13 protein-coding genes, 1 pseudogene and 1 riboswitch are annotated in these 12935 nt (G+C 54.9%); of the genes and pseudogenes, 8 read left to right on the top strand and 6 right to left on the bottom strand.

All coding sequences use genetic code 11. The features are described 5' to 3' along the window. Positions 1-286: pseudogene (locus tag KDN35_RS19065) on the bottom strand (hypothetical protein); the annotation flags it as partial. A gap of 1002 nt (positions 287-1288) precedes the next feature. Between KDN35_RS19065 and KDN35_RS19060 the strand changes: the two are divergent. From KDN35_RS19060 to KDN35_RS19035, 6 genes are all read left to right on the top strand, one after another. Next, positions 1289-1885, top strand: coding sequence for a DUF4309 domain-containing protein (locus KDN35_RS19060; protein ID WP_212133631.1), 597 nt, complete (start codon positions 1289-1291; stop codon positions 1883-1885). Between the two features lie 256 nt (positions 1886-2141). After that, positions 2142-3164 carry an NADH:flavin oxidoreductase/NADH oxidase gene (locus KDN35_RS19055; protein WP_212133629.1) on the top strand — a complete coding sequence of 341 codons (1023 nt, stop codon included), beginning with the start codon at positions 2142-2144 and terminating at the stop codon, positions 3162-3164. Between the two features lie 252 nt (positions 3165-3416). Then, positions 3417-3686: a DUF2325 domain-containing protein gene (locus KDN35_RS19050; RefSeq protein ID WP_171566132.1), complete on the top strand. Its 270-nt coding sequence runs from the start codon at positions 3417-3419 to the stop codon at positions 3684-3686. A gap of 166 nt (positions 3687-3852) precedes the next feature. Then, complete coding sequence (locus KDN35_RS19045; protein WP_171566133.1) at positions 3853-4059, top strand: YezD family protein; 207 nt, start codon at positions 3853-3855, stop codon at positions 4057-4059. A gap of 194 nt (positions 4060-4253) precedes the next feature. Beyond that, on the top strand, positions 4254-4985 hold the full coding sequence (locus KDN35_RS19040; protein ID WP_212133627.1) for a hypothetical protein: 732 nt from the start codon (positions 4254-4256) through the stop codon (positions 4983-4985). Between the two features lie 27 nt (positions 4986-5012). Then, on the top strand, positions 5013-5234 hold the full coding sequence (locus tag KDN35_RS19035) for a hypothetical protein (RefSeq protein ID WP_212133624.1): 222 nt from the start codon (positions 5013-5015) through the stop codon (positions 5232-5234). Between the two features lie 229 nt (positions 5235-5463). Here the strand turns inward: KDN35_RS19035 and KDN35_RS19030 are convergent, their stop codons facing one another. The 4 genes from KDN35_RS19030 to KDN35_RS19015 form a co-directional block, all read right to left on the bottom strand. Then, positions 5464-6378 carry a Nif3-like dinuclear metal center hexameric protein gene (locus tag KDN35_RS19030; protein ID WP_212133622.1) on the bottom strand — a complete coding sequence of 305 codons (915 nt, stop codon included), beginning with the start codon at positions 6376-6378 and terminating at the stop codon, positions 5464-5466. A 223-nt stretch (positions 6379-6601) separates the two neighbouring features. Next, positions 6602-7936 carry a DUF4129 domain-containing protein gene (locus KDN35_RS19025; RefSeq protein ID WP_212133621.1) on the bottom strand — a complete coding sequence of 445 codons (1335 nt, stop codon included), beginning with the start codon at positions 7934-7936 and terminating at the stop codon, positions 6602-6604. After that, positions 7933-9123 (bottom strand): DUF58 domain-containing protein, encoded by a 1191-nt coding sequence (locus tag KDN35_RS19020; protein ID WP_212133620.1) that lies wholly within the window; start codon positions 9121-9123, stop codon positions 7933-7935. Before KDN35_RS19020 ends, KDN35_RS19025 begins: the two co-directional genes overlap by 4 nt. 7 nt (positions 9124-9130) lie before the next feature. Next, complete coding sequence (locus tag KDN35_RS19015) at positions 9131-10069, bottom strand: AAA family ATPase (RefSeq protein WP_212133619.1); 939 nt, start codon at positions 10067-10069, stop codon at positions 9131-9133. A gap of 213 nt (positions 10070-10282) precedes the next feature. Between KDN35_RS19015 and KDN35_RS19010 the strand changes: the two genes are divergently transcribed. After that, on the top strand, positions 10283-10624 hold the full coding sequence (locus KDN35_RS19010) for a DUF5412 domain-containing protein (RefSeq protein ID WP_349291006.1): 342 nt from the start codon (positions 10283-10285) through the stop codon (positions 10622-10624). A gap of 187 nt (positions 10625-10811) precedes the next feature. Here the strand turns inward: KDN35_RS19010 and KDN35_RS19005 are convergent, their stop codons facing one another. Then, a complete protein-coding gene (locus KDN35_RS19005; RefSeq protein WP_171566137.1) occupies positions 10812-12113 on the bottom strand; it encodes a homocysteine synthase in 1302 nt (433 codons plus the stop codon). Between the two features lie 98 nt (positions 12114-12211). After that, positions 12212-12321, bottom strand: a riboswitch (SAM riboswitch). 275 nt (positions 12322-12596) lie between these two features. Between KDN35_RS19005 and KDN35_RS19000 the strand changes: the two genes are divergently transcribed. Continuing rightward, the gene (locus tag KDN35_RS19000; protein ID WP_171566138.1) at positions 12597-12911 is read left to right on the top strand and encodes a rhodanese-like domain-containing protein; all 315 of its coding nucleotides are present in this window, start codon (positions 12597-12599) and stop codon (positions 12909-12911) included. Positions 12912-12935: the final 24 nt, after the last annotated feature.

The raw sequence follows: 12935 nt of genomic DNA, 5'->3' as shown, positions 1-12935 counted from the left end.
CTCGAGGAGATGTATATATTCCAACCCCGACAACTTGACCGTCAGCAACCGCATAAACTGGTTTAAGTTTCACTCCAATATCAATTCCCTTGTGTCTCCCATCGGAGCGGTTTTCACCGTATTCTCCGGTAATTGTGTAACTAGTAGTTGGCCATCTCCACCCCAGCGGTGCATATGGATTATCTGGATCATACATAGGGACTACATCCGCACTCTTAGAGAATGCAGCATTAGAAGCACCAAATGATAATAAAACAGCAAACAATCCTAATGTAACTCGTTTCACTTCTTGTCAACCCCTCTTCCAAAAATTATAATTTGTACCCTCATTCTACCATTTTGTTACAAAAATTACAATTTGGAATTTCTAGAATTTTCTTATATAATATCATGCTGCAGTTGAGGGGAGGGTGAAGCAGTTAGACTTAGAAGTTCGTAGTTTCAGTAATAGCTATGGCGTACAACTACAAATAATCAAAATATTTCCTGACTGCGGAAGGGGATAACAGTTAGTGTGTATAGGTATTAGGAATTCCCAGGGTATCTGTTGGGATACCCGGCTCCAGGGGAACAAATGAAAATCATGACGAAAGTATTGTGTATGGGTAGAGAAGGACCATTAAACAATAAGCGTAAACACAGGGGCTGCGAATGTAGTCATTACTATCTCCTTCCCACAAGTGACAATTCTTTCACCTTTCGATATTTAAACATTGCGCAAAATCAGGTGATTTACTAGTTTTAAAGCACTTAAGAAAATTTTATTGATAAATGGCAAAAAATTAGGTAGGAAAATATGTTTTTAAAAGAGCCGATCAATAGTTATCTCATTTATTACCGGAATTTAGAGGGTATCTATGAATAAAATGAAAAATGTGTGACTGAAGCAAGCGCCGGTGTAAAGGAGAATCAGCGCTCTGCTGGGTAGAAACCTAACAGCTCGTATGTAGAGGGGCACAGTACTTTTGGGACTGTTCTGGAACTGCTGGAGGCTTATCAAAAAGCATTCAGCTCCGAATGTCAAACAGTGAAGGACATCGGTGTATCTCGTTTAAAAATCAGCTACGTTGGCAGATCGCGAGGAAGTATAAAGCGCTGAAAGTTTGTTCATCTTGGAGGCTTTCCAAACAGTCGAATGTGACATAGTCAGTTGGCTTATGGCAGTCTGTACCATGCCTGGAAAATTGGTTCCCCCCAGGCATGCAAAGATGTTGAAAAATAATCCATTTCATTAATATAATTGGGAATATCCCACCAGATGGATATATCTCATTGAGAGGAGAAGGTGATGTCATTGCGTAGAATGTATCGCACGCTTTTTTGTGTGGGGCTTCTTTGTTCAATGGTGTTAATCGGGTGTTCGACAAGTTCTGAAACAGCAGACGGCAGCCTCGTTCATTCTGAAAAATCTGACACTGTAAAGAAGCTGGATTCTGAAACAGTGGCGGGCCATTCAACGAATCCTGTTACATCTGACGTGTTAGAGAAGGCGAAAAATGGACAATTACATGGTGTGTCAATTGGACTCGGAGCAACGAAAAAGGAAGTAATCGAGAAGTTGGGAAAACCGGCTCGTACTGGAAATGATGAATTTGGGTTTGCCATGTATTACGATGGTTTTAGTCTGGGATTTGAGGATTATGCCAATTCCATTGATGAGCTCAGCGAGAATAGCAAAGTTATCGTTATATTTGCTGACCCCAAAATCGTGAATCTTACCGGCAAACCTTTTGATATTAAGGAAAAGCTGGGAACCCCTTCTCGTGAGGTGCTGAATGATTCGGGTGATGACACATTCATTCTGGAGTATGCAGGAAATGACCATTTGCTAAAAGTCGTTTTTGATACCAATCCGGTCAAATATATAACGCTTCAGGAAAAATAAACAGACTGTACGACTGTCTTGCTCAGCGTGCAGACAAGGTCCGTGGCGCATGGGTGATAGTGTCCGCTCGCGCTCGTGACGACCAGCAAACTGGAACTCTCCCGTATAGGGAGAGTTCCTTGCTTTTTTGGGGATGTTGTTGGGCAAAAGGTGCTCGTTTGGCGTCCAGGGGGGCAAAGTGTAGCAAAGTGCAGCCAGACGTTGCAAAATGAGGCGGTCTTTTGCGAAGATGAAAAAAAGGGAAGGAGTGGTAATCATGGCTCTCTTGTCTGCCCCTTTTCAATGGAAAGGGCTCGCATTGAAAAACCGGGTGGTTATGCCGCCCATGTGTCAATACTCGGTTGAGGCCAAGGATGGGAAACCAAACGACTGGCACTTTGTCCACTACGTCTCGCGTGCTGTCGGCGGAGCTGGCTTGATCATCATGGAGATGACCGACGTCGAACCGGACGGCCGCATCTCCGACTACGACCTGGGATTGTGGTCGGATGAACAGATCCCGGCGTTTGCTCGGATCGTGTCGAAGGTGCACGAGTACGGAGCGAAAATCGGTGTGCAGATCGCGCATGCCGGTCGCAAGGCGGAGGATGCCGAGGTGCCGGTCGCGCCGTCTGCGATCGCCTTCAGCGAAAAATACAAGACGCCCCGCGCTCTCACCACGAAAGAAGTGCAGGCGATGGTCGTCAAGTTCCGGGAAGCGGCCAGACGGGCGGTCGAAGCCGGTATGGACACCATCGAAATCCACGGCGCCCACGGCTATTTGATTCACCAGTTCCACTCGCCGCTCACCAACAAGCGTGACGACCAATACGGCAAGGACCTCGCGCTGTTTGGCGTGGAGGTGATCAAAGCGGTCAAGAGCGTAATGCCGGAGGATATGCCGCTGATCATGCGGATCTCTGCGGTGGAATACGTGGAAGGCGGCTACGGCCTGGAGTACAGCACGGAATTGTGCCGCCGCTACAAGGAAGCGGGCGTTGACATCTTCCACATCTCCAGCGGAGGCGAAGGTCCGATCGGTTCAGGGGGACGGCCTGGCATCCACCCCGGTTATCAGGTGCCGATGGCTCGGGCGATCAAGCAAGCGCTGGATGTGCCGGTGATCGCCGTGGGCAATCTGGACAATCCTCATTTGGCCGAGGCGACACTGGGCAACGGCGACGCCGACCTGGTGGCGGTGGGCCGGGGTATGCTGCGCGACCCGTACTGGGCGCTGCACGCGATCCGTACCGTCTCCGGCGAGGTTGTTCCGCCCAAACAGTACGAACGTGCTTTTTAAACGGGCAGTTCTGCCGGGCGGGAAATGGTAATGGACAGATGACAAGCGCGGTTTCGCGGCCGTGATAAGATGGAAGCGGTTGACAACCGAGAAGTTGGCACCGTATAATTATCAAAAACCGATATGTTTAATCGGAATTTAACGGCCGCGGTAAAACCGACTAGACCACTAGAGGTTTTTCCCCAAAGGGAGAAATCTCTTTTTTTTCAGCCGGGCTTATACCGGTTAGCATCAGTAGAAGGGAGGAAAACAATGTCTGCAGTGCTGGTCATCGGAGGAGACCGCTTGGGGAATATTACCGAGCTGCTTCACGGCAGGGGATACCGGCAGATTTATCACGTAACGGGTCGAAAACACTCCCAATACAAGGTACATATTCCTGTCGACACCAAACTGATCGTCGTGTTTACCGACTTTGTGAATCACAATCTGTCGTGGCACGTAAAACATCAGGCAAAGGCGAAAAACGTCCCCATCCTGTTTTGCAAGCGCTCGTGTTCGTCCATCGGAAAGCGGCTGTAACCTTTATGTTCACCTAATTCCGACTTGAAACATAAGATTAATAAGAATTATGCTTTCTTCAAACCACTCCCGCTTCCGGCAAATCAACCGTGCCCTGCATCGCTGGAGTGACAGGCGGCGGTTGAACGGACCGGGAAGGAAAAACGGCTGGACAGGAGTGAATCACATGGCGAACCGGAATCGCGAAGAGCTTGCCGATTTTCGCATCGAGATGATCCTGCGCGCACTGGAAGGTCTGGAGTACGGTACCCTGCACATCGTCGTGCACGAGTCGCAAATTACGCAAATCGAACGAACCGAAAAGACGCGTTTTCCCCTGGAACGCGCAGCCGCCCTCAAATCCAGCACGAGGCAGGCAGGGCGGGGCAGTTAGACGTCAGGATGACGCATGGGTGAGCGAATCTTCATGGGGCACGGGACAGAAACCCGTGTCTTTTTTCATTTTCTTGGTGTACATAGAGGATTTGCGCTGTTTTGACAGGGGGCTCACTCCGATTTATAATGTTTTGGAAATTTATTCATTTTGTTCAAGTCGACCAAACACCTGAGGTGACAAGATTGAAGCACATGGTGCTGCTTTTTCTCTTCATGTGCCTGTTAGCTGCAGGTTGTTCCCCTGCCCAGACGTACGGAGACGATACCTCTGCCGCATCCACAAACGCAGAACAAGAAACGACCATCCCCCTTTCATTTGAAGAAGTAAAGGTGGAACAACAGGTGACGTTACTGGATAGGGGGAAAATCAAGCAGATCGTAAAGGAGGAACAGCTTGATACCGTCAAACTGTTTTCGTTCTTGAAGGTTGATGAGGATGATCCACTCCGTTTGATTGGAGGCATTCAAATTGGAGATGACTTGTATGAATTTGGAGATGTAGGTGCATTACATTATGTTGACAGGCTGGATATTCAGACATCGTCCCTGTTCCATAAATCTGTAATTAAAGTGGAAGGGTTATGCGGAGCAAACTGTCCGTTCCGCTATTATATAACCATCGAGGAAGAGAAGCCGTCCATTTTTCTGGTTTTATCTGAACCTGTTGCAGATATAGCAGATCTGGATGAGGATGGCGTGGAGGAAATTGTAACATCCTACGGGAGCCCTGATGTGTTTCATACCCGGATTTACACATGGAGGGACAATCGGATTGTCAGTGCAGATGTAAACAAGCTGACAAAGGCATGGAGTGTCTTGTATACTCGTCCATTCTTTCACGTTCAAGAACAGTCAGGGATTGATTCTGCAAGAAAAACATACAGATATACCGCAAAGGGATTGGCGTTGGTTACAGAAAAATAGGCGCACACCCAACCTTTTTCGCTTGTTTTGGCTAAAAACAACCAAAATGTTTCAGGAAAAATAGAAAAGCACGGCAAAATGCCGTGCCAGACTGAAGACAAATGGTTCATTGAGTTAGCGTCCACAAAAAATGATTTCCAGGCCGAAAGGCCTGCCCATTCATCAACCGAAGCGGAAGACAATGGGCATCGCATGGAGGGATGGGCCAAGCGAGCTCCTTTGACGACCGACTCAGCGGAAAAACGCTAGACGCGGGAATCAACAGGGGACACAAGTCTCACTTCCTCGAAATACCCAGATGTTTGTCCCCTGCCCGCGTCTCGTTTTGGAGCGGACATCATTCGCTTCTGTGCTGGGCGTCAAGCGAGCGAGCGGGCCCGCTCTCCCATGCGCCGCGGACTTTGTCTACACGCTGGCACGGCAAAATGCCGTGCAGAAAGCGAAACGGTATGGCAGGAAGGTACATGATCGTGATCGCCTACCACCACCACCGCGACTGCGGGAGCAGCGTCACATTTACGGAAAAGCGCTCTTCCAGCCAGGGTTTCACCTGGGTTTTCATCACGAGGTATTCCGAGGCGGCGTGTGAAACGCCAATCAGCGACATGGACGTTTCGGCGGCGTACGCCATGACTGCGGCGTAATTGGTGCGCCCGTATTCGTTGTCGATGTGGCAGTGGATCTCTCCCGTCACGTACGCGTCGGCTCCGCTGGCTTCCGCCTCTCGCATCATCGCGGCCACGTCACCGCAGCCGGGGAGGATGGCGATCCGTTCGATGCGCGCCCGTTCCTTCCCCTCAAAATCGACGTAGGGAATGTCAAACAAGGTGATTAAACGATCGATTAAGGAGCGGGTATCCGTCGCCGTTACCCGGCAAATCATGCCGACATGTCCGTTTCCTGCCGGACAAAACGGCTTGATCGGTTCGGCCTGCAGCGCTTCCATGATGGCGCCGCCCGTGCCGAGCGGCCAACTGGTGTCCATCGGGAGGTGACAGGTGAAGACGGAGAGCTCTTTCTCCTTTAGCGCCAGCAGCAAGTCCTGCCCGATCGGCACGAACCCCCTGCCCCAGCGGCCGCGCGGGTCGCCGCATTCCATCAGCAGCGGGTGGTGCATGAACAACAGGTCGCCCGGCGCTGACTCGTCCAGGAAGCGCTTCAGCACCTCTTCGGTCGGGAAGACGGCCAAAAAGACGGTGTGTACCTGTTCGCGTCCTTTGAGCATCAGGCCGTTGAAGCGGCGGACGAACTCCGCCTCGAAAAACCGCCGCCAGTCAAACCCGATCGGATCGTACACCATGGGAATGAAACGGCTGAAGCCGGGATCGGATTCCCACTCGTCCATGCGAAACAGTCGGGTAAACGCTTGCTCAAGATGCATCAGGCTTTCCATGGAATCCCTCCTTGTACGGGTATTTAATGCCGGATTTGCCGGACGGCCGCTAGCGGGGAGTTTCAGTCCCGCTGTTTTTCCGGGAAAACGCTCGAATGAACGGCAGCTTTCCTCTATTTCAACACCATGCTGCCCGTCTGATCATATGCCGTTTCCACAAAAAAGACGGAGGTGCTCACGGTACAAGCAGCACGCCGGGGAAGGGCGCGGTTGTGCCAATCCATCATTTGCATTTGCGCTTGGTTGCGTCCCGCAGCTTGCGCACGCACTGCTCCAGATGGTTCCGTTCTTCCGGCGAAAGAGGCAGTTGGCGGTAGCGGTACCGTTCGTAGTAACTGGTGATCTGTTCGGCCAGTTCTACTGCGTCGGCGTTGGCCCACTGCGAGCGGATGCGCCGCAAGTATTCGTGGCTGGTCTCGTGCCGTTCGATCCGCAGCCCCGCTTTGGCCATGTGCTGAAGAAACCGGTAGTACGCGTACCGCACCGGATCGTCGATGGGACCGGCCGGGCTGCGCACCAACGCATCCTGCTCCCAGAGGGGATCGTCGTCACTTGATGCGTCTTCGTCGACCGGACGCAAGATGGTATCAGCCGAAGCAGGGGAGACAGCCGTGCCGCCGACGTGCCGGTAGCGCCGTTCCCAGATGTACTGTGCCAGCTTGGCGAGGGCCAGCGCCGAGCCGAATGCAATCAGGTAAGGTGCCACCTGCGAAAACAGCGTCTCGTCACCGGTCGGAGCAAACTCCTCCTGAGGCAGTTCGGGGACATCCATTTCGTTGTTGAACGGCTCGTTGACGCGGCCGTTTCCATTCAGGACGTCCGCCAGCTTGCCAAACAGCGCAGCCGTTCCCTGCAGGAGCGGACTGGTCAACTGGTACAGACCGTCTCCCAGCGGTCCTTTGACCAGCCCCCAGAGCCATGCCAGGAGCCAGAGCAGGCCGCTGCCTGCGAGGATGTATCCCGCCACCAGCAGCAGCCGAGTTGCCAGCAGTTGACCGCCTATGGCGGCCGCCAGGGAGATTGGCGCGGCACTGCCGCCTGGCTGTTCACGGGTCAGGTGCTCTCCCCAGCAGGTGAAGAGGTAGCTGGCGAGCACGAAGGCCAGGATTGCGTAATACGCCCGAACGTCATACGTCTGCGGGGCGGTCAGAGCGCCGAACAGACCGGCCACTACCAGCTGGAACAAGCAGATGATCAGCGCCAGCACAAAGTGGTTGCGCAGGTGGACAGGCGTACACGGATTTGATGCTGCTGTATGGATGCGCGAGTAAAAGAGGGCGGCCAAAAGCAGGGCGAGCAGCCAGGAGCCGAACGCGGCAAAACACAAACCGCCGACGGAAGCCACCAGCGGATACAGCAGCAGGTGGAGCAGGAGATGGCGTCCTCCTCCCTGGTGCAGCCAGCTTCCCAGAGAGAGCAGGAGCACGGCGAACAGGACAAAGCCGATCATGCTTTCCGGCTGGGCCGGCAGCCACTGGAACAGCATCAGCACGGAGGCCGTCAGCAGCGCTTCCATCCAGAACACCAGCATCCTGCGTCCCAACATGGACCACGTCATGAAAAGACCTCCTTCCTCGCCTGGGCGCGGGCGGACTCGTGCCGGCGCAGGACCGGCTGCTCCTGCGACACGTCCAGCACCATGACGTTGTGACCGCGCCGCACCAGCCGTTTGACTGCTTCTACTGCTGGCTCGTCCAGACGCGGGGTGACGATCAGGATCGTGTCACGGGTGACGCCGTGTTCCAACCGCCGCAATGCGGCCGCCAGCGAAGTCGGCAGGTACTGATGCAGGCGGGCGAGTTGGGTCATGACCTGGATGTGGTGCGCCTTGCCGCTGCCGGGAGGGAGGTGGAACTGCTCCCGGCCGCGCTGTTTCACGGTCAGGAACATGTCGCAGGACAGCGATTGGCGGCGGCAGAGAACCGAGAGCGCGGCAAGAGCGGAGATGACCCGCTCGTTCGCCGGTTCATTGTTCCGCTGCAGCAGCGGTTCGTAGGACGGCAGAATGTGTCCCACCACCTTCCAGCTGGGGCGGGCGGTCGGCTCAAACAGCCGCGTCTGCAGCGCGCCGGTTTTCGCGCTGGCTTTCCAGTGGATGTGCTTTAACCGGTCTCCCGGCACATAACCGCGCACGCCGCGAAAAAACGTGACATCCTCCTCCCGGCGTCTGCGCGTGAGCTTGCCGCCGTCAGGCTCGATTGCCGCCGCCAACAGCGGAGGCAGCGCCAAGGGCAGCGGATAGACCAGGAGGGAAAACGACAGCGGGAGCGAAATCGGGTCCTGTTCCTCGCCAAACACAGAGAGCGTGTCCGCCTGGGCTTCCGTCAGCCACACCAGGCCGCGCTTGTGCGGGGTGATCGTAAACGTGCGTTCCGCGCTTGTCCTCAGCGGCAGGTCCAAACGGAAGCGAGCTGTACAGCGCTGTCTGTTTGCTGTCACCTCATCCGCTCCCTCGACTGTCACGTGTTTGGGAAAGGACAGAGAGATCACCGTGCCGGGCAGCGGCAGCCAGGAGCGGTTGTGCAGCGTGAAACGGATGGTGACGGGCATCCCCTGCATCACCCGGCGCAGGTCAGCATTCCACTCCAGCCGAACCCAGCGCGGCAGATTGGCCCGCCACCAGCGGTGAACCAGCGTCATGAAAAAGTAGAAGCCGCCAAACAGCCAGAGAAAGCGGCTGCCCGAAAACAGGGCAAACAGCAGGCAGAGAAACCCCAAGACGTGATACACCTGTCTCGTGCTCATGTGTGGATCACACGCCTTCTTCGACCGGAGCCGCCACGCTTTTGAGGATGTCGTCGATCACTTCCTGCTCCGTCACGTGCAGTTCCGCTTCCATTGACAGGCGGATGCGGTGGACGGCCAAAGCGGGAAAAACGGCTTTGACATCGTCAGGCAGGACGTAGGTGCGCCCGTCCAGGTAAGCGGACGCCTGCGCCGAGCGCAGCAGAGCGATCATGGCGCGGGGGCTGAGACCCGTTTCCACGGAGCGGTGGTGACGGGTGGCTGCCGTCAGATCGATGATGTACTCCTCCACGGCGGGGCTGACGTGCACCGCTGTCACGTCCCGCTGCATGGCAGCGATCTCGTCGACGGTGATCACCGGCTTCACCTGCTCCAGCGGTGAGCCTGTCCGGAACCGCCGCAGGATCTCCCGGGCGTCTTCCCTGCTGCCGTAGCCAAGCGACAGGCGGAACAAGAAGCGGTCCAGCTGCGCTTCCGGAAGCGGATAGGTTCCCTCTGATTCGATCGGGTTTTGCGTGGCGATCACCAACAGCGTCGGCGGCAGGGGGAGTGTCACCCCTTCGATGGTTACCTGCCGTTCTTCCATGCATTCCAACAGGCCGGATTGCGTTCGCGGCGTGGCCCGGTTGATCTCGTCAGCCAGAAGCACGTCGGCGAATACCGGTCCCCGACGCAGCTCGAACTCGCCGGTCCGCTGGTTGAACACGTGCAGCCCGACCACGTCTGAAGGCAGCAGGTCAGCGGTAAACTGCACCCGGTTGTAGGTACCGCCGATCGCCTGGGCGAGCGTTTTGGCCAACACGGTCTTGCCCATGCCGGGCAGGTCCTCCAGGAGCACGTGGCCGCGGGCCAATAGAGCCGTCACAAGCAGCCGGATTTGCGGCGCCTTGCCGACAATGACGCGGTTGATGCTTTCCAGCAATGTGTCCAAAGGACGATGGATCATGCGGACGTCTCCTTTATCGGAAAATAGGGCACCGGTAGTTCCAGTATGGAAGGTATTATACAGCGCGACACCTTATTTTGCCAAATCTTCATAAAATTTTTGGGGTTTGATAAAATCGCAGGGAAACGAGCGAGCCGAAAATCCCGACAAAACGTAATTCAATAAATAATAGGTAAAGGGGCTGGTGCTTTGCGGATAAAGAAAGTGCTTTTCGTGGCTTTGGTCGTCTTGATTTTGATTGCTGCTCTTGTTGGCATCGTCGTGTACCATTTCTTTTTCTCGATGTCCAATCTTCCAGAAGGGACATTCATCAAGGAATCGGCTTCGCCTTCAAATGAATACGTCATCAAACTATACCTTGTTGACGGCGGCGCTACTGTTTCTACAGCGATCAGGGGTGAACTGGTAACAAGTACAGGGGAAAAACGCAATATCTATTGGGAGTATCGCGTTGATACAGCATCTATTGAATGGAAGGACGATCACACTGTTGTTATTAACGGTCATTCGTTAAATCTTTTAAACAATGACGTGTATGACTGGCGAAGGAAATAGAGAGTAGGAGAATCCCGATATCACCAAGATGTAAACTTGCGCCCGAATGTGGAAAATCCGGCGTCCTGCAATAGAAAAACAGCGAAGGGGAACTCCCTTCGCTGTTTGATGCAAACGAACGCGGACGCTCGCCATCCTTGGACGCTTTGCGCGCGACGGGCGCCCGTGCGTTGACCTGTCTCGTACCTTAGCCAACCTGCTGGGGTACCGCCTGCTTCAGCGCCTGCTCCAGATCGGCGATGATGTCGTCGATCGCCTCCGTCCCGATGGAGAGGCGAATCAGGCCCGGGGTGACGCCGGCAGCGAGCTGTTCCGCTTCCGTCAACTGCTGGTGGGTGGTGCTGGCCGGATGGATGATGAGCGACTTGGAATCGCCGACGTTGGCCAGATGGGAGAACAGCTTGACCGACTCGATCAGCTTTTTCCCTTCGGCGACGCCGCCGCGCACGCCAAACGTGAGGATGGCTCCGGCACCTTTTGGCAGGTACTTTTGCGCCAGGCGGTAGTGCGGATCGCTCTCCAATCCCGGATAGCTGACCCACTCCACGGCGGGATGTGCCTGCAGATAACGGGCGACGGCCAGAGCGTTTTCACTGTGCCGCTCCATGCGCAGATGCAGCGTTTCCAGCCCCTGCAGGAACAAAAAGGCGTTGAACGGCGCGACAGCTGCCCCGATATCCCGCTGCAGTTGAACCCGGGCCTTGACGATGTACGCCAGCGGGCCGAACGCTTCCGTGTAGACGATGCCGTGGTAGCTCGGGTCGGGCGTGGTCAGGCCGGGAAACTTGCCGCTGCTCCAGTCGAACTTGCCGGAGTCAACGATGATGCCGCCGATGGCCGTGCCGTGTCCGCCAATGAACTTGGTGGTGGAGTGCACGACGATATCGGCCCCGTGGTCAAACGGACGGCAGAGGATCGGGGTGGCAAAGGTGTTGTCTACGATCAGCGGAATTCCGTATTCGTGAGCGACCGCGGCAATCGCCTCGATGTCGGCTACGTCTATGCGCGGGTTGCCGATCGTTTCGACGAACAGCGCTTTTGTCTTTTCGTTGATTTTGGATCGGAAATTGTCCGGATTGGACTGGTCCACGAAGTGAACGGTGACGCCGAACCGCGGCAGCGTGTGGTAGAACAGGTTGTAGGTGCCGCCGTACAGGCTGGTGGAGGCGACGATTTCGTCTCCGGCCTGGGCGATGTTGAGGATGGCAAAGGTAATCGCCGCCTGCCCGGAGGAAGTGGCCAGCGCCCCGACACCGCCTTCCAGCAGGGCGACCCGCTGTTCAAACACGTCCTGGGTCGGGTTCATGATACGCGTGTAGATGTTGCCCGCCTCTTTCAACCCGAACAGGTTGGCGGCGTGCTCCGTATCGCGAAACACGTACGAGGTCGTCTGATAAATCGGCACCGCGCGCGAGCCCGTCACCGGGTCAGGCGACTGTCCACCGTGCAGCGCAATGGTTTCCGGCTTCCACTGACGTTGATCCGACATGGTCATCTCTCCTTTTTCCTGCATGAAAATGAATGGATAAAAAGCGAAGCCTTCTTCCGGAGAGAAAGAAGGCTTCGGTCATTCCGAATCAAGCGGCCGTTTCATCTCTCAGAATCCGGGATTCTGCAGGAATTGGCACCATGCAAGCAGGATGCTTGCCGGTTGCCGGGCTTCATTGGGCCTGTCCCTCCGCCGCTCTTGATGAAATCGAAAGATTTTGCAAATTGTGCTTACTTGGTATTATAGGGGGGGCCGCCGGGTTTGGTCAATAAGAATTTCCGGGTAAGTAAAGGGGATTTGTTGTGATTGCGTTTCGTGTGATGGTGCCCGCCCAAAAAATTCCTTCTATATTTTTCCTGATTCTGACGAATTATTGAACACACGTCCGTGCAGGGAGGGTCATATACGAAAACAGCCGCCGGTATGGTATGATGGGTGACGGTATGGAATCCATATTTATGAAGATACAGGAGGCTTGTACATATGGCGGAACAAGGGGTAAAGGAAATCACGCCGCAGGAGCTGATGGAGAAGCTGGCTGCGGGAGAGAAGGTGCAGGTTATCGATGTGCGCGAGTTGGAGGAGTGGAATGCGGGCCACATCAAGCAAGCCAAACTGATTCCGCTTGGCTTTTTGCCGCATCGCGTCGATGAGCTGGACAAGGAGACACCGGTCGTGCTGGTCTGCCGAAGCGGCGCCCGCAGTCACATGGCCACCCAGTATTTGCAGGAATTGGGCTTCGATGCGGCCAACATGGTGGGCGGCATGCTCGCTTGGCCGGGGGAAACGGAAGCGTAACGTATCGGTGCAGAGATAAACGCG

Origin of the sequence: Brevibacillus sp. NL20B1, assembly GCF_018195675.1 — a bacterium.
Lineage (GTDB): Bacteria > Bacillota > Bacilli > Brevibacillales > Brevibacillaceae > Brevibacillus > Brevibacillus aydinogluensis.
This window is presented reverse-complemented; position numbering and strand designations above follow the sequence as displayed.

Coding starts and splice junctions, on each gene's coding strand:
- KDN35_RS19015 (WP_212133619.1), bottom strand. CDS start 10,069: ATGATCCATCGTCCTTTGGACACATTGCTGGAAAGCATCAACCGCGTC.
- KDN35_RS19060 (WP_212133631.1), top strand. CDS start 1,289: ATGTCATTGCGTAGAATGTATCGCACGCTTTTTTGTGTGGGGCTTCTT.
- KDN35_RS19030 (WP_212133622.1), bottom strand. CDS start 6,378: ATGGAAAGCCTGATGCATCTTGAGCAAGCGTTTACCCGACTGTTTCGC.
- KDN35_RS19050 (WP_171566132.1), top strand. CDS start 3,417: ATGTCTGCAGTGCTGGTCATCGGAGGAGACCGCTTGGGGAATATTACC.
- KDN35_RS19025 (WP_212133621.1), bottom strand. CDS start 7,936: ATGACGTGGTCCATGTTGGGACGCAGGATGCTGGTGTTCTGGATGGAA.
- KDN35_RS19005 (WP_171566137.1), bottom strand. CDS start 12,113: ATGTCGGATCAACGTCAGTGGAAGCCGGAAACCATTGCGCTGCACGGT.
- KDN35_RS19000 (WP_171566138.1), top strand. CDS start 12,597: ATGGCGGAACAAGGGGTAAAGGAAATCACGCCGCAGGAGCTGATGGAG.
- KDN35_RS19045 (WP_171566133.1), top strand. CDS start 3,853: ATGGCGAACCGGAATCGCGAAGAGCTTGCCGATTTTCGCATCGAGATG.
- KDN35_RS19040 (WP_212133627.1), top strand. CDS start 4,254: ATGGTGCTGCTTTTTCTCTTCATGTGCCTGTTAGCTGCAGGTTGTTCC.
- KDN35_RS19020 (WP_212133620.1), bottom strand. CDS start 9,123: ATGAGCACGAGACAGGTGTATCACGTCTTGGGGTTTCTCTGCCTGCTG.
- KDN35_RS19055 (WP_212133629.1), top strand. CDS start 2,142: ATGGCTCTCTTGTCTGCCCCTTTTCAATGGAAAGGGCTCGCATTGAAA.